This is a genomic window from Kandleria sp. (assembly GCF_017934775.1).
Lineage (GTDB): Bacteria > Bacillota_I > Bacilli_A > Erysipelotrichales > Coprobacillaceae > Kandleria > Kandleria vitulina.
Window position 1 is genome coordinate 29,027 of record NZ_JAGBIX010000096.1, and the last position, 22,886, is coordinate 51,912.

Sequence of the window (22,886 nt, forward strand, 5' to 3'; positions counted from 1 at the left end):
GAAGATGTTGTCATCTTCTATCCTAAAAGCATTCTATCATTAACAAATTCACTACCTGAAGCTTCTTCAAATTTCTTAAGAAGATCTGGTACAGTAAGCTGTTTTTTCTCTTCTCCTCTTACATCATAGATGATCTGGCCATCATACATCATAATAAGACGATTGCCCACATCGATAGCTTCCTGCATATCATGAGTGACCATCATAGTAGTAAGATGCTGCTTTGTGACAATTTCATTTGTCAGCATTAAAACCTTAGCGCTAGTGGCAGGATCCAATGCGGCAGTATGTTCATCTAAAAGCAGTACTTTAGGCTTCTTAACAGTAGCCATAAGCAATGTTAACGCCTGTCTTTGTCCACCGGACAATAATCCTACTTTAGAAGTCAAACGGTTTTCTAGACCTAATCCAAGAGGTTTAAGAAGTTCCTTGAATTCTTTTCTTTCTTTTTTAGTAATACCCCATCTTAAGGTTCTTGACTTTCCACGACGAGAAGCCATCGCCAAGTTTTCCTGAATAGACATGGCACTTGCAGTTCCAAGCATTGGATCCTGGAAGACACGTCCAATCATGGAAGCTCTTTTGTATTCAGAGTCCAATGAAACTTCCTTGTTGTCAATGAGGATATGACCACAGTCAATAGGGTAGACACCAGCAATCATGTTCATAAGTGTTGATTTACCAGCACCATTCCCACCGATGATAGTGACAAAGTCCCCATCATTTAATTCTAAGTTAATATTCTTTAAAGCTTTCTTCTCATTGATAGTACCAATGTTGAAAGTCTTTGAAACATTCTTGATCTTAAGCATTCTCATCCACCTCTTTCGTAAGTTTCTTATATAAGGCAACCTGCTTACGATTAGATAGAATATGTGGAATCGTTAAGGCAACGCCTACTACAATGGCAGTCAATAATTTAAGATCATCAGTAGATAAGCCGGCCTGAAGCACAAGGGCAATGATTAAACGGTAGATAATTGAACCTGTAACAATAGCAATTAATCTTACTAGGAAATTACCGTGATTGCCAAATACCACTTCACCGATAACGATGGAAGCTAATCCGATGACGATAGCACCAATCCCCATCTTAACATCCGCAAACCCCTGCTGCTGAGTAATCAATGCACCAGATAAGGCAATAAGACCATTTGATAATGTTGTCCCTACAAGCTTAGTAAAGTTTGTATTGACCCCAACAGCACGTACCATTTGTTCATTATTACCAGTTGCACGGATAGCAGAACCAAGTTCTGTACCAAAGAACCAGTAAAGAATAGCGATGATCATAACTGTAATAAGAAGTCCAACAATCATAGATGCCTGTGTTGTCTTTAATCCAGCACTATATCCCCAGTCATAAAGACTCTTTGTAGATAATAGTGGGATATTTGATTTTCCCATAATACGTAAGTTGATAGAATAAAGACCAATCTGTGATAGGATTCCTGCAAGAATGGCAGGAATGTGGCATTTTGTAAGTAGAAAACCAGTTACCCATCCTGCTAAGCATCCTGCTAAGGTAGAAACAAGAATCGCAACGATTGGATCACCACCGTTGACTAAGATCACTGCACACACTGCACCCCCGGTAGCGAATGATCCGTCAACAGTCAGATCTGCAATATCAAGCAGTCTGAATGTAATGTAGACACCAAGTGCCATGATGCTCCAGAGAATCCCCTGGTTAACGGCACCTTGCATCGCGTTAATCCATAAATCCATAAATATACCCCTTTGTTTTATTGTTTATTGGTAGTTACATAGTTAGCTTTCTTTTCAAGATCAGCAGGAACGCTTACTTTAAAGCGAGAAACCTGAGTCTTATTGATAGTAAGCTGACAGTCATTTGAATCAAGATATTCAATAGGCATAGTAGCAGGAGTAGCACCCTTAAGAATCTTAACAGCCATTTCTCCAGACTTCTGTCCTAATTTGTAGTAATCAATACCGTAAGTAGCTAATCCACCGTTTTTAACCATAGCTTCTTCACCACAGATAAGCGGAATATTGTTTTCATTTAAAGCCTGAGTTACAGTAGGAACATTTGCAGCTAATAGGTTATCAGTTGGAATATAGACAACATCAGATTTAATTGAACGAGCAACAGCATCGATATCATTTGAATCAGAAACAGTCTTTTCAACTACATTTAAACCGTTAGCTTTAGCTTCTTTAACAGCAATCTTAGCCTGAATTTCAGAGTTAGATTCACTTCCTGTATAAAGAACAGCAACTTCTTTTGCATTAGGCAATAATGATTTCAATAATTTAATCTGATCTTTAACAGGAGTTAAATCAGAAGTACCAGTAACATTGTTGCCAGGTTTCTTGTTAGATTTAACAAGCTTAGAAGTTTCAGGATCAGTAACCGCACTGATGACAACAGGAATATCCTTAGTCTTCTTTGCGATAGTCTGAGCAGCTGGAGTTGCAATTGCATAAATTAAATCAGGTGATTCATTGACCATCTGTTCAGCAATTGTTTCACAGTTAGAGATTTCTCCCTGAGCATTCTTTAAAGTAATATTCTTTGCACTATATCCTTCTTTAACAAGCTTATCCTTAAATCCTTTATAAGCAGCATCCAAGGCAGCGTGTGGCATATACTGTAATACTGCAATCTTTACATCCTTCTTGTCCTTTTTACTAGATGAATTACATCCAGTTAATACTAATCCAAGAACCAATAAGATACTTAAAACTTTTTTCATTTCCATTCCTCTCTTTCTTAAAAACAAAAAAGACTCACCCAAGAGGGCGAATCCACGCGTTACCACCTCTAGTTGCATAACTTTCACAAGTTCTGCCTTACTAGGTTCAAAGAACCATGTGCGATAACGGGCACTGCCGAAACAGCTTTTCTGCTGTATAACTCCGTGGTGAATTCAAGAACCTTTGCGTATCACTTTCACCGTCCGTGATATCTCTTTTGCCACAGTGCTCTTTACTATGTCACTTCAATGTTTTTTATATGATATTACTTAAATAATAGTGAAGTTTCATTATTTTGTCAATAATTTTGTACATTTGCAAAAATGTTTTTAAATTTGATGATTTATCCTAAATAAAAAGAAAAAAATTATAGCTATAAAATAAAAAAGACTGAAAAAATCAGTCTTTTTTATTAATAGTTGATATCTTCATATAAAACCTTAAGAAGAACTGCTTTAGTAGAAGCCTGTTTCTTCTTACGATCATATGTTGCAATACGAGAAAATTCAACAACATCGAATTTTCTGACTTCTTCATCATCGATGAAATCAGCCTGCATGAAGAATAGATTGTCATCTTCATTTTCCTGAAGAATGCTACCAAAGTTTCTACTGTTGTTATAGTAGATAACTTTACCTTCTTCACGTTTGATATAACGTTCAAGATGATACATGATTTCAGAATAAAGCATATCGAATAATGAATCAGCACTTTCATTGTCATATTCAGAAAGATCTAATTCAGTTTCATAAGCGTTGCTCTTGATCTTATTGATCATTGCAGCAGCAATCTTTTCAGCTTTTTCTACACCTTTATCATGTGCCATTTTTGCGATAGCAACATAGTTATCTAAGTTTGAAGCATCATATCCTGATAGGAAGAAATCGTTGATAAGATAAGTATACGCATCATTTTCACGTCCAGTATTGACATAAAGCTTATAAAGGACTGATGAAAGGTTAACGATCTTGAAGCTGTTCTTTAATTCAAGGAATACATGTTCAGCTTCTTCATATCTTCCTACTTCAATTAGAGAAACACCACGGTAGTATTTTACCCAGTTTAAATTGTTATAATGCCATTTTAAAGGTAGGGTAAGCGCGATGTTCGCCTGTTCGATACAGTTTCTGTAGTCTTTCACTTCATAAAGTGCTCTAACTTTCATTCTGTACCATTTTTCTTTCTTGCTTTCGTACTCTCTGCCTTCTTTATTGATGAATGGTGTATCATCTAAAGTTGGGGCATCAAGATACTCTAGAATTTCAGATAGTTTTCCGTAGTCAACAGGATTCTTCTTGCTGACATATTTGATTGCTTTATTAACAGCAGCTTCCAATGGAGAATAACGTTCTTGCTTGCATACATTTGCAATTTCATCCAGGATTGCAAAGAATAATGTTTCATTTTCTGCAATCTTTTCATCTTCAATATTGATATAACGGTTATATAGCGCATAACCGAAATAGTTGATGTATCTCTTTAATTCAGGAGCTACTTCCAAGAATGTACGACCTACTTCAATAGCTTCGTCATTCTTGTCTTGGTTCTTTAATTCCTTGATATAATCAGCGGCCTGAAAATCATTAAAAGATGTTGGATCTTCGTGGAAACGGTTATCATACGCTGTTAAATCTTTGTTTTCTTTGTTGTCCACATTATCACCTCATGTTTAAGTGTACCATTTTTTTTAGATAATGTGAAGAAAAACGAAAGCGGTTGTAATGAATATAAAAATATTAGAAATACATGAAAAAACGTACATCATATCCTGATGTACGTTTTAGCTTATTCTACAGTAACTGATTTTGCCAAGTTTCTTGGTTTATCAACATCGCATCCCTTGATATTAGCTGTATGGTAAGCAATCAGCTGTAGTGGGATAGCAACAAGTACGCTCTGTAATAGTGGGTTGATTGAAGGTAAGATGTAAGTGTTCTTTACATTGTTTACTTCTTCATTTTCAGTTGTAAATAAGATAACATCTGCACCACGAGCGATAGTTTCCTGGATGTTTGAAATAGTCTTAGCTGCTACATGAGGCTGTGTTGCCACCGCAATGACAACTGTACCATCTTCAATTAAAGCAATTGGACCATGCTTTAATTCACCAGCGATATAGGCATCAGCGTGAACATAAGATACTTCTTTTAATTTTAATGCCCCTTCAAGAACTGATGCGTAGTCTAATGAACGACCGATGAAGTAGCAGTCATGTTTATCTTTAAGCATTTTAGCGTAGTTAGCGAATAGTTCTTCATCTTTAATAAGATTTTCAACATAGGCAGGAAGATCATTAAGCTGATTTAAGATATCCTGATCTACATCTAAATGAAGATCTTGAGCGATATATAATGCCAATAAAGTCAATAAGACAAGCTGAGTTGTATAGGCTTTTGTAGAAGCAACCGCAATTTCAGGACCTGCACAAGTATATAATGTATAATCAGCATCTCTTGAAATTGTAGAGCCTAATACATTGGCGATAGCGATTGTTGTGCAGCCTTTGCTTTTAGCAAGACGAAGTGCTGCTAAAGTATCAGCAGTTTCACCTGACTGTGAAACGTAGATACATAATGTCTTTTCATCAATGATTGGATCATTGTAACGGAATTCAGAAGCAACCTGAGTGATAACTGGAAGCTTTGTAGCTCTTTCAAGAATCTGAGCACCGCATAAGCATGCATGGTAAGCAGTACCGCATGCAACAAAGTATACTTTATTGAATTTTGAGAAATCTACATCTTTGATTTCATTAAGAACAACTTTATCTTCAAAGACTCTTCCTCTTAATGTTTCATTGATAACATGAGGCTGTTCATTGATTTCTTTTAACATGTAAGTGTCATATCCATCTTTTTGAGCAGCTTCCATATCATATGGGATAGTGACGATTTCTTTTTCGATAGGGTTGTTGTCTTTATCGATGAAAGAAACACTATCAGCTGTTAAGATGGCAATATCATTATCATCTAAGAAATAAACATCTTTAGTATAAGCAAGAAGAGCAGGTGTATCACTCGCAGCAACATAACCTTCGTCAGTCTTACCGATAACTAATGGTGAATCCTTTTTAGCAACGACGATCTTATCTGGATTTTCAGTAGAAATGATACATAATGCATAAGATCCTTCGATGACTGCTAGAACTTTATGAACTGCATCGATGATATCTCCATGATAGAAATAATCAAGGCACTGAACGACAACTTCACTATCAGTATCTGATTTAAAAGTATAGCCTTTTTCAATCAATGTTTCTTTAAGTTCACGATAGTTTTCGATGATTCCATTATGAACAATTGATAATGTATTGCTCATATTTGTATGAGGGTGAGAGTTTAAGTTTGATGGTACACCATGTGTAGCCCATCTTGTATGACCGATACCTACACATCCGCTCATATCATATTTTTTTAATTCTTCTTCTAAGTTTGCAAGGCGTCCTTTACATTTAACAGTTGTTAAATGACCATCCTTTAAAACAGTGACCCCGGCTGAATCATAACCGCGGTATTCAAGTTTAGATAATCCTTGCATTAGGAAAGGAAGAGCTTCTCCTTTACCTACATAGGCTGTAATTCCACACATATTTTGACCTCCTATTAGTGAAATATGTGTCGACAATGAATGATGCCAAATGGAATTTGTGCAAGAATTGCTTCTTGTTTTGCCCATCGTTCAGGTAGCATCATACCTCCAGATCATCCGCCGAATATTCGATAAATCTGGTCCTCGTCAACTCCGAAGAGTTCTGGCGCTATATTTATTGTAGACATTGTGACACAAACATATTATAGGGACTTTAGTTTAAAATGGGAAGTCTTTTGCTATTATTTTAATCATATAAAAATCTTTTCATATTTCTATGAGAAAAAAACCTTCTTTTTAAGAATAGAAAAATAGAATTTATTTTTTATAGGAAGAAGGGAAAAAGATGAGTACACAGACGAATCTTATTCAATTTAAGAAATATTTGCTGTCACTTGAACAATCAGGATGCTACGACGTAGAGAAATATACGCATAGTCTGATGTTTCAGACTAGTCAGCTGGCTTTCTTTTTTTGTCAGCTGGTGAAGGATCATAATGTCGATCATACGTTCTACCATGTTCACCATAAGCCCAAGATCCATACATTGGCTTATTTCAATATTGGACGTGGTTATCCTAAAGAACTTCAGGATGGACACTGGTGTTATGTATTAAAAGATTTTGGATATAAGATGCTGATAGTGCCTTGTACATCCATTAAAGAGAATTCCTCTGCTATCAATGAAAACTTTGAGATGGAAATAGAAACGATGTATCACCACGAAAAGATGCATTGTCGTATGCAGCTTTCGGATATGAGAATGGTGGATCTGCAGCGTTTAGATGAAAGAAAGCCCATCTATGAAGTGTGCACCAATAAAGAAGATATCAAATCATTTATAAAAGAAAAAATATTTGATGAGTGCAAGGAGGAAGCAATATGAAAAAATGGAGAATAGTATTGATGATTGGACTGCTTATATCAGCAATGACGCCGGTCATGGCAGCCAACAGCATGAAATATGATTTAACTGATTATTTTGGGGTCACAAGAAATGAGGTTGTCAGCTATCTGACAAAAAACAAGTCACGTTTTTTAGGAACACCTTATGGTGCTGACAAGGCTCATGAAGATCCTGTACCAGGCAAGAAGGGACATATGCAATGTACGGGATTTATCTGGTATGTGCTTTACAATATGCCAGTAAAGAAGCATCATGCGCGAAATGAGATTCCTGATGGTGTCTCTGCCAATAAGGTAGGATGGGTCAGCTGGGCCAATAAGAATAACATTCGCTATTATGATTTTAAGACCAAGAAGGATATGCTTAATTCTGGCATACTGGAAAAAGGAGATATTATCTGGTCCTTTGTAGATGGGGGCGTGACAACGAAGAACGGATCCCATCACGTTGGATTCTTCTGGGGCGATTCACCCCATGATGACAAGTATTGGCATTCTAGCAATCGTCAGGATAAGACCTCTAAAGGGAACCTTATTGAGGGGATAGTCACGGGAAACCGTATATCTAAGATTGAACCTAAGAAAACGACTGTGAAACTGTGGCGTGTCTATAAATGGAAGACAGTGAAGAAGTATCGATTTACGCTTTTAAAAAGCGCTACCACTGAAGGCGTCAATACGAGCGGAGATCTCTCTGGTGCTATCTTCTCTATTCACAATGATTCACCATCAGGAAAGGAGGTCGGACGCCTTGTTACAGATAAAGAAGGGAAGGCTCTCTCTCCTGAATTAGAAGAAGGCATTTATTACATCAAAGAGGAGACTCCACCAAAGAACTATCAGATTATGGATAATCCTATCAAGGTGAACCTAAATGCAGAAAATATCATCTGTAAAAGTGTAGACCGTCCTTCTTTAGGACAAGTGAAACTTGTTAAGCATAACCATGCTAAGCCACTGCCACATGTTATCTTCTCACTTAGAGCAGATGAAGATTTCGTGAAATACAAGAAAGGAGATAAGATTGAACAGCTAGAAACAGATGAAAAAGGAGAAGCTATTTCATCTAAGCTAGGACTAGGCAAGTATTATGTGGTAGAAGAAAAAACTGTGGAGGGACATGTACTAGACCAGAAGGAATATCATTTTACCTTAAGTAAAGACAATGAGGTTTATACCTTAAATAATGGACAACCTATTATCAATAGAAATGTAGTGATCTCTAAGACTGATATCACAACGGGAAAAGAAGTTAAGGGAGCCCATTTGACAATCTTTGAAGATACTAACAAGAATGGTGTCTTAGATCAAAATGAACGAAACATTGTCGATGAATGGGAAAGTGATGGCAGTGAACATCTTGCTAAAGGATTAAAGACTGATCATTACTATATATTAAGTGAAGTCCTTAAAAAAGATGATTCCTTTATTAATGGAGCACCCGAAGGCTATGTGAAAAGTGAAGATGTAGCCTTCTCTATTGATAGTCATAGTGATGTAATCATTAATGGTAAAGTGAAAGCAAAGGTGGAAATGAAGGATAATGTCTATCGTGTCTATAAGAAAGATATGGCTGATCAAGAAGTAGAGGGTGCTCATCTTTGTGTCTTTGAAGATCGCAATCAGAATAAGAAATGTGATCAAGGAGAAGAAGTAGATGAATGGATCAGTGATAATAAGGCTCATCCTATTAAAGGATTAGAAGAAAATCATGAGTATATCTTAACTGAAACAATGGCACCAGAGGGCTATCAGATTGCCAATAGTATGTCTTTTAAAGTGAAGAATGATAAAGTAGAAAAGACAATCATCATGCATGATGATTATCTTTATACTGATCTAATTGTAGAGAAGGTAGATGAAGAAGGAAAAGTACTTAATGATAAAAGTGGTGTCTTTGGCTTATATAAAGATAAGAAGTGCATTATGAAAAAACATTTAGAAAATGGTCAAGTGAAATTTGATCATCTTCTCTTTGGAACGTATATCATTAAGGAAGAAGAAGCACCTAAGGGCTATGAGCTTAATAGAAAAGAAGAGATAGTGCATATAAATAATGATACAAGAGGTGATGGAACAATCACGCTTACAGTGATGAATAGAAAACATTACGAGGTGAAAAAGGAGAATAAGGAAGTAAAACTCAGCAAGAAGACTGTAGAAACAGGGGATTCTACTTCAATTATTGCGATTGCTTTAATGATGGTGATTTCACTAGCTATAATATTTACGATTGGCTTTCGTCATTAATGATTGAAATAATGTGTTAGAACATATATAATCAATGAGAAGCCAGGGGTGCCGCAAGGCTGAGAATGACCCTTATGATCTGAACTGGGTAGTGCCAGCGTAGAGAGTGCAAATCGAGATATCAAAGGCTTCACTGTATGTGGAGCCTTTTTGTTTGTTGGCTTCTTATATATTTATAAGGGGGAAATAAATAATGAAATTAGACACTAAAGCCATGACACTGATGGCCATGTTTGCAGCAATGCAGATTGTATTAGAATTCTTAACGAAATTTACACCAAGCATGCCACAAGGAGGAAACGTAGCCTTTTCGCTAGTCGCTATCTTTCTTTGTTCTTATTTGCTTGGTCCGCTTTATGGAGCAGTTGTAGGACTTGTGTGCTGTGGTCTTCATTTTGCATTGGGGTTAGCCACATTCTATGGTCCTTACTCAGTTGCTTTTGATTACGTGATCCCGATGGTATTATGTGGAGTTGCCGCAATTGTGCCATCAATTAAACATTTTCCAGTAGGAATTGTCGTAGCAATGGTACTTAAGACAATCTCGCATCTTATTGCAGGATGGTATCAGTTTAAGACACCTCTAAAAGGGAATTTAACTTACAATGTTCCTTATAATGTAGGAACACTTGTAGCCTGTGTTATTCTCTTTATGATTCTCTATCCTAGACTAGAAAAAGTATTAAAAATGAAGAAGGCGTAAAGCCTTCTTTTTTCATATATGATTTTCTAGTAAAAACAAGAGAAAACGTGTATAATAGCCATGAATGTGAAATGAGGTATGGAAATGAATGAAGCGTTTGTTGGATCAAAGCAGCTGATCCATTGTTATAAGCATGATGGGAAACCTCACCGGAGCTGGTCTCATACAGTTATTCTAGAAGAGACAGATCAGCATTTTATTTCTATAAATAATAGGACGATGGTTACTGAGAGCGATGGTCGTACTTGGTTTACAAGGGAGCCAGCCATTTGTTATTTTCCAAAGGATAAATGGTTCAATGTCATTTGTATGATTAGAAAAAATGGCGTTTTTTATTACTGCAATATCGCATCTCCAACTCTTTATGATGGAGAAGCTCTTAAATATATCGATTATGATCTCGATTTAAAAGTGTTCCCAGATTACCATTATAAAGTTCTTGATGAGGCAGAATATGCTAGCCATAAAAAACTATATGGATATTCGGATGAGTTGGATCACATCTTCCGTGAACAGCTAGATATTCTTATTGAAATGACAGAGAATATGGAAGGTCCATTTAGACCGGGATTTGCGGAGAAATGGTATGATGCTTATCTGAAAAGCGAAAAGGAGAAAGTATAATGTTAACATTTCATAATGAAGCTGACATGATTGCTTTTGGTGAAAAGCTTGGTAAAGCGTTAGAGTCACATAGTGTCATTACGCTTACTGGTGAATTAGGAGCAGGCAAGACAACGTTAACTAAAGGTATAGGAAGAGGTCTTGGAATCAAGAAGATCATTAATTCTCCAACATTTACTATTGTTAAGATCTATGAAGGAGATAAGACCTTATATCATTTTGATGCTTATCGTCTAGAAGATAGCGATGACGATCTAGGCTTTGAAGAAATGATCGACGATGATGGCATCTGTGTTATTGAATGGCCAATGTATATTGAAGATCTTCTTCCTGAAGAACGATTAGAAATTGAAATAAGAAAAAATGAAGATCAGTCACGACGCATTATATTCCATCCTGTCGGAGAGAGATATGTAAAGCTCGTTGAGGAGGTTTGTCATGATTAGTGTAGTGATGGATACAAGCAATCAGTATTTATCTGTCGGTCTTTTTAAAGACGGAAAGATGTTGGATGCTTATCAGAAAATAGGGACAAAAAGACAATCGGAAGATGCTATTCCGGTACTTCATAGTTTAATTGAAAAACATGACCTTTCATTAAGAAACGTGGATGAAATGATCATTACGAAAGGTCCAGGGTCTTATACAGGGGTACGTGTAGCTATGACTATTGCTAAAACATTAGCAGCGATTGCGCCAGTTAAGATCAAGACAGTTTCTTCTTTAGCTGCCTACGCTGGAAATAAGAAAGCTATTTCTATTATTGATGCCCGCAGCAAGAAGGTATTTGCTTGTGTCTATGATCAAGGAAAACCATTGATGGAAGAAATGATGTGTACTTATGAAGAAGCCTTGGCTTTAAAACAGCAGTACCCTGATTTTTCATTTGTAGGACAGACTTCACTTTTAGGAGTAGATCCTGAAGAAGCTGATCTATGCAATAATATCTATCAGCTTTCTTTAAATGTAGAGGCTGAAGAATATGTGGATGCATTAACGCCAACCTATATTAAAAATGTAGAGGCGAAGAAGGCATGCATATAAGAGCAATGAAAGTGGATGATCTTGCTTATGTCATGAAGTTGGAAGAGGAGCTTTTTCCTCATTCTTCATGGAAGAAGGAAGATTATCTTAGAGAAATAGAAAATAATGGCTTTGCTCATTATTTTGTACTTGAAGATAAAGAAATAATTGGATATATTGGCATGTGGTTTGTTTATGAACAGGCAACTGTCACAACGATTGGCATTTCTAAAAAAAGACAGGGAGAACATCTTTCCAAGAAACTGCTTGGCTATGCACTTATAAGGGCTGCACTTCACGGCTGTGAAAAGTGTGATCTTGAAGTGAGAGTTTCTAACAAGGTAGCGATTGGACTCTATAAGTCTTTTGGTTTTGAAGAAAAAGCTATTCGTAAGAATTATTATGTAGATAATCATGAAGATGCATATCTCATGATTAAAGAAAGGTTGGATGACTATGGCAACGATTTTAGCTATTGAATCAAGCTGTGATGAAATGAGTGTCGCAATTCTTAAAGATGAAAAAGAATTATTGGCCAATGTCGTTGCATCACAGATTGATATACATAAGCAGTATGGTGGAGTAGTTCCAGAAATTGCCAGCAGAAAGCATGTAGAATGCGTTTCAACAGTGTTGAAGGAAGCTTTACGTACTGCCAATATCACAATTGATGATGTGGATGCAATAGCTGTCACAAAAGGTCCAGGATTAGTCGGATCGCTTCATGTTGGGATGCAGGAAGCGAAGACTTTAGCTATTGCGACTAATAAGCCGCTTATTGGCGTACATCATATTGCTGGGCATATTTATGCCAACGCAATTGAGAATACAATTCATTATCCATGTCTTGCCCTTGTCGTATCAGGGGGACATACAGAACTTGTCTATATGAAAAGCGAGTTTAATTTTGAAGTCGTAGGAACAACATATGATGATGCAATCGGAGAAGCTTATGATAAGGTCGGAAGAGTACTTCATCTCCCTTATCCTGGAGGACCAGAAATCGATCGTATGGCACACTTAGGTGAACATACTTACGATCTTCCAGTACCGCTTCTAGATGACAGCTATAATTTCAGTTTTAGTGGATTGAAGAGTGCTGTTATCAATTTAAATCATAAGTTTGAACAGCGTGGAGAAGAAGTCAGAAAGAATGATTTAGCTTGTACATTCCAGGATGTTGCTGTGGAAGTGTTAAGTACAAAAGCCATTAAGGCAGCAGTGGATCTTAATGTAAAAGAAATCATTGTAGCTGGTGGTGTAAGCGCAAATAAGGGATTAAGAGAAAAGATGGCCAAGAGCCCCGTTCCTGTTATCTTCCCACCAATGAAATACTGTACAGATAATGCGGCTATGATTGCTTCAGCAGCAAGCGTCATGTATCGTCATGAGAAGTTTTCAGAGCTTGATATAAGCGTGAAACCACATTATGATCTTGAAGAGGAAAGTGTAGGATAGTTTATGGTGGAAAAGAAACAGAAAATTTCACGTGCGACAATGGCACGTTTTCCAATTTATCTAAAAGCATTACGTACAATGGGACAGGCTGGAAAGGAAAGTTTTCTTTCTAGTGAACTTTCAGAAGTAACGCATATCCAGGATACAACAATCAGAAGAGATTTTGGTTTTCTTCCTCAGAAGGAAACTCTTGGAAAACGCGGATATGGCTACGATACAACACATATTATTGATGCCTTAAGTGAAGTGTTGGGATTAGGACTAGATGAACCAATCATCCTTCTTGGTGTCGGTAATCTTGGAAGTGCCATATTAAAATACAACAGATGGAAATACACGGTCGGCAAGATTGTCTGTGCTTATGATCGTGATAAAAATATTATCGGAGAAAGATTTGGGGTAGAGATCAGAAATATTGAAGATCTTGAATCATCATTCCCTAAAGAGTGCAAGATTGCCATTCTCGCCATTTCAGAAGATGTGCAAAGTGTAGTAGATCGATTAGTAAAGCTTGGAGTAAAAGGTATTGTAGACTTTACTCACAGCCACTTTACTGTTCCTGAAGGAGTCGAAGTACAGAATGTAGATGTTGTTGTGGCAATTCAGGAACTCGAACTTAAAATGAAAGCGAAAGCAAATGAAGAGGAGTAAAAAAATGTTTGAATTTATTACAGTAAGAGAATTATATGAAATGATTCTATCAAACCAGCCAATGGAAACTGATAGTTTAGAATACGTTGAATTAGAAGGTTGGGTAAGAACAAATAGAAATAGCGGTAAAATCGGATTTATCGCCTTAAGCGATGGAACTTATTTTAGAAACTGCCAGATTGTTTATGAAAAGGAAACATTAAAGAACGCTGAAGAAGTTGCCCATATTTCAACTGGTTCATCAATCCACGTTACCGGTAAGCTTAAAATCACTCCAGAAGCTAAACAGCCATTTGAAATTGTTGCTACTGCAATTGAAGTAGAAGGAAGCTGCGATGAAGATTACCCATTACAGAAGAAGAGAACTTCATTTGAATTCTTAAGAGAAATTCCTCATTTAAGACCAAGAGCAAATACATTCTACGCTATGTTTAGATTACGTTCTGTCTTATCAATGGCTATCCATGAATTCTTCCAGTCACAGGGATTTATTTATGTGCATACACCAATCATCACTGGTAATGATGGTGAAGGTGCTGGAGAAATGTTTAGAGCGACTACTATCGACAACGATGATTTTGAAAATGACTTCTTTGGTAAAGAAGCATACTTGACAGTAACTGGACAGCTTCATGTAGAAGCATTCGCTATGGCATTTAGAGATGTTTATACATTCGGTCCTGCCTTCAGAGCTGAAAATTCTAATACGACTAGACATGCCAGCGAATTCTGGATGGTAGAACCTGAAATTGCTTTCGCTGATCTTGAAGATGATATGGATCTTATCGAAGATATGGTAAAATACTGTATTCAGTATGTATTAGATAATGCACCTGAAGAAATGAAATTCTTTGAACAAAGAATTGATAAAGAATGTATCAAGAGAATCACACATGTCAGAGATTCACACTTTGAACGTATGACATATACAAAAGCTATTGAATATCTTGAAGAAGCAATCGCTAATGGTGTGAAGTTTGAAAATAAAGTATACTGGGGTATGGATTTAAATGCTGAACATGAAAAATACATCTGTGAAGAAATCGTTAAAGGTCCAGTATTCTTAACTGATTATCCAAAAGATATCAAGGCATTCTACATGAGATTAAACGATGACAAGAAGACAGTTGCAGCTTGTGACCTTCTTGTACCAGGTATCGGTGAATTAGTTGGTGGAAGCCAGAGAGAAGAACGTTACGATGTTCTTGAAGCGATGATGAAAGAAAAGAACATGACAACTGATACACTTCAGTGGTATATGGACTTACGTCGTTTCGGTGGATGTAAACATGCCGGATTTGGTCTTGGATTTGATCGTTTCTTAATGTACTTGACAGGTATGGGCAATATCAGAGATACTGAACCATTCCCACGTACTCCACGTAATCTTAAATTCTAATGAAAAAGGGCTTATGCCCTTTTTTCTTTTTTTCAATATTGATAAAATAGAAACAAGGATGGTGGTCATATGAATGAATTTGATTGTATTAACATTTTCTATAATATGATATACGGGCAAGATACAGCCTTCATGAGAGATGTTTTTGAAACATATGAACATTTCTGTTATTTTCGTGAATGGCTGTTTCATCGTGATATATACATGCCTTCATTTAATATCATTGACCAGACTATATTTTCTGTTGCGAAATCTTTTAATTCAGTAAATGAGGTAAGACACGTTCTACATGGTGATATCCGTGAAGAAATTAATGAAATAAGGAGTAAATATGCGCCTATGACGCATATTATTTTCTTCCCCGGTGTCAATGAGGAACCATGGCCAACTTTCTCGTGGGATGATCCTCATGTGATGATACATAATATCAACTATAAGATTGATGAAACACATCTGGTTATGGATGATCCTTTCCCAGGATGTCTTGATGCAATATTAAACATTGATAAATGGCCAGGTGCATTGATCTTTACTGAAGGACAATCCACATTCTTTCCAATGCGTTCACAAGATGATATTGAAAAGCTAAAAGCATTTATCAACAGTGATCAGCTCTACAAGAATAAAAGAACCCATAATAGTTATTATCTTCATTTAAGTGATCTTCATTTAGGGCCTGCTAAAAAGAGCAGACAGCTGGATGCTCTTTATGATTCACTCAATGCCTTGATGCCTTATCTTCATAGTGATCATAAGCTAAAGACGATCATTACAGGTGATCTGATGAATTCACCAAGCAAGAAGAACATGTATAAAGCTAATGATTTTATGACCAGTCTTAAAAAGCGATATCACACTGATGTAACTTTTGTGCTTGGCAATCATGATATGATTGTACATGGGGTCAATATTGGAGGTGGACAGAAGTCCAAGGTTATCGCTTATCTTTTAGGGGATAAGATCAAGATTTTAGAAGATGATAAGATTATCCTGATAAAAATCGATTCCAATTCACAAGGGTCACTTGCAAGAGGGGCCGTTGGTTCACGTCAGCTTTATGAAATAGAAGAAGAACTTTCGACAGTTGATCATCTTGAAGACTATACTCCAGTTGTATTATTGCATCATCATGTCTACAAGGTCGGGAAAGCGGATTTCTTGAAGGTCGCTTTTAAAGAAAAAGCAATACTAGGAAAACTGCTTGATTCAAGCAAAGCGCTCATCGATGCGCCCATCTTTATCAGCTGGCTGAAAAGACAGCGTATTCGTTATGTCCTGCACGGTCATAAGCACATTCCTTTCTTCATGAAAAAGGATCACGCTTATATTATTTCGGCAGGAAGTGCGACCGGTGGGGGTCTCAAGGAAGAGAAAAGCAAATATCTTTCTTATAATCTATTGAAATATGATTATATAAACAATAAGATGTCAGTATGCTTTATTTTCTATATCGATCGATTAAAGACCAATCGTTCTCGTATAGAAATCTATATTATGGAGGATGAAAAACATGTCTAAGATTGTATTTCTACAAAAAGAAACACTAGGAGAAGATGTTGATCTAGAGAAGTTCAATAACTTTGAAGATATCTCCTTCTATGAACATGTAACCCAGGATCAGGTTATTAATTACGCTAAGGATGCGGAAATTGTCATTACGAATAAGAATCTTTTTAATAAAGAAGTCATCGACAGCTGTCCGCATCTTAAACTGATTGCCTTAACAGCCACTGGAGCCAACAATGTCGATCTCGAATATGCTAAAGAGAAAGGCATTGTGGTCGAGAATGTGTCAGGCTATTCGACGGATGCGGTCGCGCAGCTGACGATGACTATGGCGTTAAGTTTAGTAGAACGCCTTTCTCATTATGACGGTTATGTTAAAAGTGGCGCTTACAGCGAAAGTGGGGCATTCTCATATTTTGGAAATCCGTTCCACACCCTTTCTTCTTTGCGCTGGGGAATTGTCGGACTTGGTGCAATCGGACGCAAGGTGGCTTCCATCGCTTCCGCGTTTGGTGCTGAAGTGGTTTATACATCCTTTTCTGGAGTGGATCGCAAGGAGGAATATGAGAGAGTGTCATTTGAAAAATTGTGTCGTGAATGCGATGTGATTTCTATTCATTCTCCGTTGACTGATAAGACGCATCATCTTTTTGATGAAGAGGTCTTCAAGATGATGAAATCATCAGCTATCCTGATTAATGTTGGTAGAGGACCTATCGTAGAAGAAAAAGCGCTTGTAAAGGCGTTAAATAATGAAGAAATCTACGGAGCAGGTCTTGATGTCTATGAAAAAGAACCACTTGAAAAAAGCAGTGGTCTATTACAGTTAACATATCCTGAGCGTGCAATTCTGACTCCTCATGTGGGATGGGGCAGTGTTGAAGCAAGACAAAAATGTGCTGATGAAGTGTATGAGAATGTGCGATTGTTTATTGAAGGTACATTAAGGAATGTTGTGAATGAGTAAAAAAGTCTTAAATATTAAGGCTTTTTTTGTTAAAATTGTTTTCTAAAGAAGGTGAGAAGATGGAATATCAGGTAAAAACAGAAGAATTTACAGGACCGCTGGATCTGTTGTTGCATCTTATTAAAGAGAAGAACATGGATCTTCTTGATCTTGATGTTTCCATCATCTGTGATCAGTATCTCGCATATATAGAAACGATGGATCCTTCTTATTTAGAAGCGATGTCTGAATATCTTGTGATGGCTGCCTGGCTTATTGAAATGAAGAGTCGACTGCTTTTGCCAAAAGAGCATCTTGATGAAGAAGATGACTATGAAGAAAAACGTCAGGAAATGATCAGAAAGCTGATCGAAAAGAATCAGATTAATGAAGTGATTCAGGAATTTGAGGAAGCATACAATCAAAGACAAATGATGTTTTCTAAGATGCCGACACTAGATCAGTTCAGCAGTGAAGTAGAAGATCAGCTTCCTGATAATCTGGAAGTCTATGATCTTATTTCTGCGATGCAGAAGATATTAAAAAGAAAAATGGCGCAGTCGCCATTGGAATCAAAAGTAGCCCGAGTAGAAATTTCTATTGCGGAAAGATGTGAACAGATTGAAACGTTCTTCAGCATGAAGAAGGGGCAGCTTGTCGATTTTGAAGATCTCTTTGATGAAGGGGATCGCTATTTTGCGGTCGTAACATTTCTTTCGGTTCTTGTTCTTGTCAAGAATCAGAAGCTGGTCATCACGCAGGAAGAAAACTTTGATAGAATCTATCTGAAAGGAAAGTATTATGAATAAGAATGAATATTTATCAATAATTGAAGGCATGATTTTTCTTTCAGGAGATGAAGGAATCAGTGTAAAGCAGATTGGTGAAGCTTTAGAGCTCTCTTTACAGGAAGTCATGATGTATGTGGATGAACTTATTCATATGTATCAAAAAAAAGAAGTCAAAGGGTTTGAGATTGTCAATTATGGCGGCTATTTTAAGATGGTAACGCTCTTAAAGCATAAGCAGTATTATCAATCACTCTTTAAAGAAAACGTTGCTAAATTGTCAAAATCAGCCTTAGAGACATTGGCTATTGTAGCCTACTATCAGCCGATCACCCGTGTACAGATCGAAGAGATCCGTGGTGTGGGATGTGAAGCGATGGTAAGAAAGCTTTGCGCCAAGGCGCTTATCAAGGAAGTGGGACGTTCTGATGCACCGGGGAGACCGATCCTTTATGGGGTTACGGATGTCTTTATGGATGCATTTCAGTTAACGAGTCTTGATGAATTGCCTAAGCTTAAAGAAATCAGTGATGATTTTGATGAAGAAGATATCTTTAATACAAAATATAAAGAAAAAAATCCTAATGAAGATTAGGATTTTTTAAGTTCTTTCATACGCTGAAGACGATCAAGCGTTTCTTTGAATTGTTCAATTTTCATTTTAACTTGTTTTCTTATGATCTTTGATGTTGTCTCTGCCAACAGTAAAGATGCGATCATGATAAGAAGGACACTTCCAAAGGCACCATATAAGAAGAATGGCATAGTTGTCATGAAATAGAAGAAAAGCGATGTTGCCGCAAGCATGAGTGCTAGACGCATGGATTTCATTCCTAAGAAATGACTATATATTTCAGTACGTGTGTTTTTATACGTTTCTTCAAGAGAACGGATGAGATTTTTACATGTTTCTATATCAAGGTTTTTCTCATCAATATTTGTCTGAATATCAATTTTGAATGGCATATGACCACCTCCACTTTTTATACATTATATCATGACTTCTAAAAAAGAAAAGCCATTTGACACGTGCAAGAAAGTGTGTATACTTACGATTGGTGAGAAATAATGAATGCATGGAATCATTTTAAGACAATTACAGCACATAAAATATTAGTTGGCAGACTCTGCTTTAAAGTGGGACTTTATAAGCAGGGGCTGCTTCATGATTTATCTAAATATACTTGGACAGAATTTAAGACGGGAATCCGTTACTACCGTGGAACAAGTTCCCCTAATGGTGCGGAACGTAAGCTGAATGGCTATTCGCTGGCATGGCTTCATCATAAAGGAAGAAACATGCATCACTGGGAATTCTGGGTGGATTTTACTAGAGATGGCATCAAGGCTGCCAAGATGCCTTATCGCTATGTTCTTGAAATGTTTTGTGACCGCGTGGCAGCAAGTATGATCTATAATGGCGAAAATTATACTGATGATTTTCCATTACAGTATTATCTTAATGGGGCACATAGCTATATCATGAATGAAGAAACAAGAGAACTTCTTGTTTATTTATTAAAGTATTTATCAGAGCATGGATTAGAAGCTACTGTTAAAATGATCAAGACGAAAAAAGGGTATGAAGATTATCCTTTAGGAGATTAATTATGATTGGTATTATCGATGTAGGTGGTGGAACAAGAGATATCTATGGTGCAGGCGTATTTGATTATTGCCTAGAGCATCATATTACATTTGACTATGGTATCGGCATTTCAGCAGGAAGTGCCAATCTTGCTTCTTTTACTGCTAAACAATATAAAAGAAACTATCATTTCTTCATGGATTATGCGTTCAGGGAAGAATATATGAGCTTAAAGAATTTCATCAACAAAGGAAGCTATGTTGATCTGGATTATATTTATTACACATTATCAAGAAAAGAAGGAGAAAATCCTTTAGATTATGAGACCTTGAAGAATAATCCGATGAAATTTAATGTGTTGGCTTATAATGCCAATACGGGAGAACCTCATATTTTTACCAAGAAAGATATCAACCAGGATGAATATCGCATCTTTTCAGCATCATCCTGCTTACCGATTGTCTGCAAGCCAGTCAATATTGAAGGTGTACCTTACTATGATGGGGGCATTATAGAACCTATCCCAGTTAGACGTGCCTTAAAAGATGGCTGTGATAAAGTTGTATTGATCTTAACAAGACCAAAAGATTACATGCGTGATTCTGATCACGATAAATTAAATGCCAACATTCTTTCTAAGATTGATAAGAAAGCAAGTGAGCATTTAAGAAAAAGAGCAGAAGTGTACAATGCTGCATTAAAGGATGCATTGGAGCTTGAAAAACAAGGAAAAGTATTGATTATTGCGCCAGATACAATTGGGCATATGTCAACTTTATCAAAAGAAAAACAAAATCTATATCTTCTCTATAGAAAAGGCTATAATGATGCTGAGAAGATAGCAAGATTTATTAGAGGAGAGTAATATGGAACGTTTACAGAAAGTTATTGCCCAGAGCGGGTATACATCGCGTAGAAAAGCTGAAGAACTTATTAAAGCTGGAAAAGTTGAAGTCAACGGTGTTGTCTGCAACGTTTTAGGTACAAAAGTAAGTGGGAATGATGTCATTACTATCAATGGTCATTCTTTAGAAAAAGAAAATAAAGTCTATTATTTATTCTATAAGCCAAAAGGTGTCATCTGTTCAATGAAAGATGAACATAATCGTCCATGTGTAGCTGATTATTTCACAGCTATCAAGGAACGTGTCTATCCTGTTGGAAGACTTGATTATGATACAACTGGTGTATTGTTTATGAGTAATGATGGAGAATTCGCTAATTTAATGATGCATCCGTCTTCTCATTTAGAAAAGATCTATGAAGTATCAATTAAGGGTATTCTTAAGACAAAGGAAAAGAAGATGCTTGAATCAGGTGTTTATCTTGAAGGGGTAAAGACACTTCCAGCTAAGATCAAGGTAGTAGATGTAGATGATGAACATGGTACAACTATGCTTATGATCAGACTTATTGAAGGAAAGAACCGTCAGGTTAAGAAGATGTTTGAATCAGTTGGTCATCCGGTTAAGAGATTGCATCGTATTATGATCGGTCCTATTGACTTAAAAGGATTGACACCAGGAAGCTGTCGTCGCTTGACTCCACATGAAGTGAAGGTTTTAAGAAACTTAGCGTTAAGAAAGAAAAAAAGTCCTAATAAATAGGACTTTTTTTAGTGGAATTATAATTCGATTGCTTCAACAGGACAACTTTCAGCAGCTTCTTTTACAGATTCTTCTAAATCTGCAGGTACTTCGCCTAAGATGTTTTCTGCCACACCGTCATCATTAAGATCGAATACATCAGGGCATACTGCAGTACAAGCACCGCAACCGATACAATTTTCATTTACTTTAACCATAAACGATCCTCCTATCAATAATTTACACAGATTATTATAAACCATCTTATTCTATTTTGAAAGCCTATTTTCAGAATATTTAAGTTATGTTATAATGTTCGTGGTGATGAAAATGGAAGAAAAACAGACAAGAACAAACAAATATAAAGACTTAAGAGAAGCCACACAGGAAAATCAGGAAGAACTTCCAGTTGTAGAAGAAACAGCGGAAGAAGAAGACGATTTTCTTTCATTTATTCCAAAGTCAAAAGATGCTGAGGTTGATGAATCAATGCTTAACCCGCTTAGCTATGAAACATTGGAAGTAGATGAGAATGTGAAGTCTGCACTTAATCGTGTAAAGGAAAATATCGGTAAAGATGATTTTTCTACAAGAATGGATATTCTTAATCGTTTAAAGGCAGATCATCATGCTACTAGCATCAATGTGGATGAAGAGGATTTAAGCGAAGGAAAGGATGTTTCATCTTCTCCTATGAGTGTTCAGGAAACACTTACTGAAATGTCTCAGGAAGAGGAAAAAGAAGAAGAACCTGTCATTCCTGTTATTGTAGAAGAAGAAACGACTCAGCTTTCAAAAAAAGAAATCAAGGCGTTAAAGAAACAGGAAAAAGAGACTGCTAAGCAGGAAAAGGAAGAAGAGAAAGCTGCTAAACGTCAGAAAATAGAAGAAGAAAAGGCGGCTAAGAGACAGAAAGCTGAAGAAGAAAAAGCGCTTAAGAAGCAAGAAAAAGAAGCTAAGAAACAGGAAAAAGTAGATAAGAAGCAAACAAAAGAAGTTGAACGTCAGCAATCTAAGAAGAAAAATGACGATAAAAAGGCTCATCCAGTACTAGATTTCTTCCTAAATCTTATTATTGTCTTATTATTTCTTGCAGTTCTCATGTTTATTGTTTATACTATCTTGGTTCAGATGAAAATAGTGTAAGGAGTC

General features: G+C 36.6%; 25 protein-coding genes and 1 other annotated feature. Of the genes, 18 read left to right on the plus strand and 7 right to left on the minus strand.

Features of this window, described 5'->3' with window-relative positions; translation table 11 throughout:
* Positions 1–17 precede the first annotated feature (17 nt).
* The 5 genes from J6L95_RS10235 to glmS form a co-directional block, all read right to left on the minus strand.
* Positions 18–812: an ABC transporter ATP-binding protein gene (locus J6L95_RS10235; RefSeq protein WP_029070722.1), complete on the minus strand. Its 795-nt coding sequence runs from the start codon at positions 810–812 to the stop codon at positions 18–20.
* On the minus strand, positions 805–1,728 hold the full coding sequence (locus J6L95_RS10240) for an ABC transporter permease (protein WP_029070723.1): 924 nt from the start codon (positions 1,726–1,728) through the stop codon (positions 805–807). The genes J6L95_RS10235 and J6L95_RS10240 overlap by 8 nt, the downstream gene beginning before the upstream one ends.
* A 17-nt stretch (positions 1,729–1,745) precedes the next feature.
* The gene (locus J6L95_RS10245; protein WP_080703069.1) at positions 1,746–2,717 is read right to left on the minus strand and encodes an ABC transporter substrate-binding protein; all 972 of its coding nucleotides are present in this window, start codon (positions 2,715–2,717) and stop codon (positions 1,746–1,748) included.
* Between the two features lie 39 nt (positions 2,718–2,756).
* Positions 2,757–2,976, minus strand: a binding site (T-box leader).
* 154 nt (positions 2,977–3,130) lie between these two features.
* Positions 3,131–4,372: a hypothetical protein gene (locus tag J6L95_RS10250; RefSeq protein WP_287459067.1), complete on the minus strand. Its 1,242-nt coding sequence runs from the start codon at positions 4,370–4,372 to the stop codon at positions 3,131–3,133.
* A gap of 131 nt (positions 4,373–4,503) precedes the next feature.
* Positions 4,504–6,306 carry a glutamine--fructose-6-phosphate transaminase (isomerizing) gene (glmS, locus tag J6L95_RS10255; protein ID WP_029070726.1) on the minus strand — a complete coding sequence of 601 codons (1,803 nt, stop codon included), beginning with the start codon at positions 6,304–6,306 and terminating at the stop codon, positions 4,504–4,506.
* 346 nt (positions 6,307–6,652) lie between these two features.
* Between glmS and J6L95_RS10260 the strand changes: the two genes are divergently transcribed.
* The 14 genes from J6L95_RS10260 (at position 6,653) to scpB (ending at position 19,155) form a co-directional block, all read left to right on the plus strand.
* A complete protein-coding gene (locus J6L95_RS10260; protein ID WP_029070727.1) occupies positions 6,653–7,192 on the plus strand; it encodes a hypothetical protein in 540 nt (179 codons plus the stop codon).
* On the plus strand, positions 7,189–9,462 hold the full coding sequence (locus tag J6L95_RS10265) for a SpaA isopeptide-forming pilin-related protein (protein ID WP_287459069.1): 2,274 nt from the start codon (positions 7,189–7,191) through the stop codon (positions 9,460–9,462). Before J6L95_RS10260 ends, J6L95_RS10265 begins: the two co-directional genes overlap by 4 nt.
* Positions 9,463–9,655: 193 nt before the next feature.
* Entirely contained in the window at positions 9,656–10,165 is a 510-nt protein-coding gene (locus tag J6L95_RS10270) for an ECF transporter S component (RefSeq protein ID WP_031588533.1), read from the plus strand.
* Between the two features lie 84 nt (positions 10,166–10,249).
* Positions 10,250–10,789, plus strand: a complete 540-nt coding sequence (locus tag J6L95_RS10275) for a DUF402 domain-containing protein (RefSeq protein ID WP_029070730.1) — start codon at positions 10,250–10,252, stop codon at positions 10,787–10,789.
* The gene (gene tsaE / locus J6L95_RS10280) at positions 10,789–11,235 is read left to right on the plus strand and encodes a tRNA (adenosine(37)-N6)-threonylcarbamoyltransferase complex ATPase subunit type 1 TsaE (protein WP_029070731.1); all 447 of its coding nucleotides are present in this window, start codon (positions 10,789–10,791) and stop codon (positions 11,233–11,235) included. Before J6L95_RS10275 ends, tsaE begins: the two co-directional genes overlap by 1 nt.
* On the plus strand, positions 11,228–11,833 hold the full coding sequence (gene tsaB, locus J6L95_RS10285; RefSeq protein WP_287459070.1) for a tRNA (adenosine(37)-N6)-threonylcarbamoyltransferase complex dimerization subunit type 1 TsaB: 606 nt from the start codon (positions 11,228–11,230) through the stop codon (positions 11,831–11,833). The genes tsaE and tsaB overlap by 8 nt, the downstream gene beginning before the upstream one ends.
* Positions 11,824–12,291, plus strand: a complete 468-nt coding sequence (gene rimI / locus J6L95_RS10290) for a ribosomal protein S18-alanine N-acetyltransferase (RefSeq protein WP_074689203.1) — start codon at positions 11,824–11,826, stop codon at positions 12,289–12,291. Before tsaB ends, rimI begins: the two co-directional genes overlap by 10 nt.
* Positions 12,269–13,270 carry a tRNA (adenosine(37)-N6)-threonylcarbamoyltransferase complex transferase subunit TsaD gene (gene tsaD / locus J6L95_RS10295; RefSeq protein WP_035876414.1) on the plus strand — a complete coding sequence of 334 codons (1,002 nt, stop codon included), beginning with the start codon at positions 12,269–12,271 and terminating at the stop codon, positions 13,268–13,270. Before rimI ends, tsaD begins: the two co-directional genes overlap by 23 nt.
* 3 nt (positions 13,271–13,273) lie before the next feature.
* The gene (locus tag J6L95_RS10300) at positions 13,274–13,921 is read left to right on the plus strand and encodes a redox-sensing transcriptional repressor Rex (RefSeq protein ID WP_029070735.1); all 648 of its coding nucleotides are present in this window, start codon (positions 13,274–13,276) and stop codon (positions 13,919–13,921) included.
* A 4-nt stretch (positions 13,922–13,925) separates the two neighbouring features.
* Positions 13,926–15,320, plus strand: coding sequence for an asparagine--tRNA ligase (gene asnS, locus J6L95_RS10305; protein ID WP_029072456.1), 1,395 nt, complete (start codon positions 13,926–13,928; stop codon positions 15,318–15,320).
* Between the two features lie 69 nt (positions 15,321–15,389).
* A complete protein-coding gene (locus J6L95_RS10310; RefSeq protein WP_287459071.1) occupies positions 15,390–16,838 on the plus strand; it encodes a metallophosphoesterase family protein in 1,449 nt (482 codons plus the stop codon).
* Entirely contained in the window at positions 16,831–17,793 is a 963-nt protein-coding gene (locus J6L95_RS10315) for a D-2-hydroxyacid dehydrogenase (RefSeq protein ID WP_031588530.1), read from the plus strand. The genes J6L95_RS10310 and J6L95_RS10315 overlap by 8 nt, the downstream gene beginning before the upstream one ends.
* 59 nt (positions 17,794–17,852) lie before the next feature.
* Positions 17,853–18,581: a segregation and condensation protein A gene (locus J6L95_RS10320; protein ID WP_029070739.1), complete on the plus strand. Its 729-nt coding sequence runs from the start codon at positions 17,853–17,855 to the stop codon at positions 18,579–18,581.
* A complete protein-coding gene (gene scpB / locus J6L95_RS10325; RefSeq protein ID WP_029070740.1) occupies positions 18,574–19,155 on the plus strand; it encodes an SMC-Scp complex subunit ScpB in 582 nt (193 codons plus the stop codon). Before J6L95_RS10320 ends, scpB begins: the two co-directional genes overlap by 8 nt.
* On the opposite strand, the gene J6L95_RS10330 is transcribed toward scpB, so the two are convergent.
* Positions 19,152–19,526, minus strand: coding sequence for a hypothetical protein (locus J6L95_RS10330; protein WP_029070741.1), 375 nt, complete (start codon positions 19,524–19,526; stop codon positions 19,152–19,154). The two genes, scpB and J6L95_RS10330, sit on opposite strands and share 4 nt — an antisense overlap.
* 102 nt (positions 19,527–19,628) lie before the next feature.
* Here J6L95_RS10330 and J6L95_RS10335 point away from each other — a divergent pair, with 102 nt between their 5' ends.
* Genes J6L95_RS10335 through J6L95_RS10345 form a run of 3 tightly spaced genes read left to right on the plus strand, consistent with a single transcriptional unit; the run spans position 19,629 to position 21,755 of the window.
* Positions 19,629–20,168, plus strand: a complete 540-nt coding sequence (locus J6L95_RS10335) for a DUF5662 family protein (protein ID WP_029070742.1) — start codon at positions 19,629–19,631, stop codon at positions 20,166–20,168.
* A 2-nt stretch (positions 20,169–20,170) separates the two neighbouring features.
* On the plus strand, positions 20,171–21,013 hold the full coding sequence (locus tag J6L95_RS10340; protein ID WP_287459073.1) for a patatin-like phospholipase family protein: 843 nt from the start codon (positions 20,171–20,173) through the stop codon (positions 21,011–21,013).
* Between the two features lies 1 nt (position 21,014).
* On the plus strand, positions 21,015–21,755 hold the full coding sequence (locus J6L95_RS10345; protein ID WP_029070744.1) for a pseudouridine synthase: 741 nt from the start codon (positions 21,015–21,017) through the stop codon (positions 21,753–21,755).
* Between the two features lie 17 nt (positions 21,756–21,772).
* Here the strand turns inward: J6L95_RS10345 and J6L95_RS10350 are convergent, their stop codons facing one another.
* On the minus strand, positions 21,773–21,952 hold the full coding sequence (locus tag J6L95_RS10350) for a ferredoxin (protein ID WP_029070745.1): 180 nt from the start codon (positions 21,950–21,952) through the stop codon (positions 21,773–21,775).
* A 112-nt stretch (positions 21,953–22,064) separates the two neighbouring features.
* Between J6L95_RS10350 and J6L95_RS10355 the strand changes: the two genes are divergently transcribed.
* Positions 22,065–22,880: a hypothetical protein gene (locus J6L95_RS10355; protein WP_051551146.1), complete on the plus strand. Its 816-nt coding sequence runs from the start codon at positions 22,065–22,067 to the stop codon at positions 22,878–22,880.
* Positions 22,881–22,886: the final 6 nt, after the last annotated feature.

Coding starts and splice junctions, on each gene's coding strand:
- J6L95_RS10235 (WP_029070722.1), bottom strand. CDS start 812: ATGCTTAAGATCAAGAATGTTTCAAAGACTTTCAACATTGGTACTATC.
- J6L95_RS10240 (WP_029070723.1), bottom strand. CDS start 1,728: ATGGATTTATGGATTAACGCGATGCAAGGTGCCGTTAACCAGGGGATT.
- J6L95_RS10245 (WP_080703069.1), bottom strand. CDS start 2,717: ATGAAAAAAGTTTTAAGTATCTTATTGGTTCTTGGATTAGTATTAACT.
- glmS (WP_029070726.1), bottom strand. CDS start 6,306: ATGTGTGGAATTACAGCCTATGTAGGTAAAGGAGAAGCTCTTCCTTTC.
- J6L95_RS10260 (WP_029070727.1), top strand. CDS start 6,653: ATGAGTACACAGACGAATCTTATTCAATTTAAGAAATATTTGCTGTCA.
- J6L95_RS10265 (WP_287459069.1), top strand. CDS start 7,189: ATGAAAAAATGGAGAATAGTATTGATGATTGGACTGCTTATATCAGCA.
- J6L95_RS10270 (WP_031588533.1), top strand. CDS start 9,656: ATGAAATTAGACACTAAAGCCATGACACTGATGGCCATGTTTGCAGCA.
- J6L95_RS10275 (WP_029070730.1), top strand. CDS start 10,250: ATGAATGAAGCGTTTGTTGGATCAAAGCAGCTGATCCATTGTTATAAG.
- tsaE (WP_029070731.1), top strand. CDS start 10,789: ATGTTAACATTTCATAATGAAGCTGACATGATTGCTTTTGGTGAAAAG.
- tsaB (WP_287459070.1), top strand. CDS start 11,228: ATGATTAGTGTAGTGATGGATACAAGCAATCAGTATTTATCTGTCGGT.
- rimI (WP_074689203.1), top strand. CDS start 11,824: ATGCATATAAGAGCAATGAAAGTGGATGATCTTGCTTATGTCATGAAG.
- tsaD (WP_035876414.1), top strand. CDS start 12,269: ATGGCAACGATTTTAGCTATTGAATCAAGCTGTGATGAAATGAGTGTC.
- J6L95_RS10300 (WP_029070735.1), top strand. CDS start 13,274: ATGGTGGAAAAGAAACAGAAAATTTCACGTGCGACAATGGCACGTTTT.
- asnS (WP_029072456.1), top strand. CDS start 13,926: ATGTTTGAATTTATTACAGTAAGAGAATTATATGAAATGATTCTATCA.
- J6L95_RS10310 (WP_287459071.1), top strand. CDS start 15,390: ATGAATGAATTTGATTGTATTAACATTTTCTATAATATGATATACGGG.
- J6L95_RS10315 (WP_031588530.1), top strand. CDS start 16,831: ATGTCTAAGATTGTATTTCTACAAAAAGAAACACTAGGAGAAGATGTT.
- J6L95_RS10320 (WP_029070739.1), top strand. CDS start 17,853: ATGGAATATCAGGTAAAAACAGAAGAATTTACAGGACCGCTGGATCTG.
- scpB (WP_029070740.1), top strand. CDS start 18,574: ATGAATAAGAATGAATATTTATCAATAATTGAAGGCATGATTTTTCTT.
- J6L95_RS10330 (WP_029070741.1), bottom strand. CDS start 19,526: ATGCCATTCAAAATTGATATTCAGACAAATATTGATGAGAAAAACCTT.
- J6L95_RS10335 (WP_029070742.1), top strand. CDS start 19,629: ATGAATGCATGGAATCATTTTAAGACAATTACAGCACATAAAATATTA.
- J6L95_RS10340 (WP_287459073.1), top strand. CDS start 20,171: ATGATTGGTATTATCGATGTAGGTGGTGGAACAAGAGATATCTATGGT.
- J6L95_RS10345 (WP_029070744.1), top strand. CDS start 21,015: ATGGAACGTTTACAGAAAGTTATTGCCCAGAGCGGGTATACATCGCGT.
- J6L95_RS10350 (WP_029070745.1), bottom strand. CDS start 21,952: ATGGTTAAAGTAAATGAAAATTGTATCGGTTGCGGTGCTTGTACTGCA.
- J6L95_RS10355 (WP_051551146.1), top strand. CDS start 22,065: ATGGAAGAAAAACAGACAAGAACAAACAAATATAAAGACTTAAGAGAA.